This window comes from Massilia genomosp. 1 (assembly GCF_011682185.1).
Classification (GTDB): Bacteria; Pseudomonadota; Gammaproteobacteria; order Burkholderiales; family Burkholderiaceae_D; genus Telluria_A; species Telluria_A rubra.
In genome coordinates, this window is the sequence record NZ_WHJF01000684.1 from 1 (window position 1) to 236 (window position 236).

Sequence of the window (236 nt, forward strand, 5' to 3'; positions counted from 1 at the left end):
CAGTGTCCGCAGCAGATGTTTGACCGGGCACGCGCTCGGCAGATGAAGAACGATCTTGTTCTTGTACTGCCGAACTTGCACGGCGATTTTGAACAGCTTGGAGATGACCGTCGAAGGCTGCGCCTGCGACAGCGCGGTGTGCCGCAGTGCCTGGGTGCGCAGTTGCTGGTGCAGGATATAGGCGGCCGAATGCAGTAGCAAGCGCATGCAGTTGGCGAGGAAGCTCGTGCATGAGG

At 59.7% G+C, this 236-nt stretch carries 1 protein-coding gene; it reads right to left on the reverse strand.

Annotated features, from left to right (window positions below):
* Positions 1 to 236: transposase (locus F1735_RS35250; RefSeq protein ID WP_187364447.1), on the reverse strand; the 236-nt coding region annotated here is incomplete at both ends.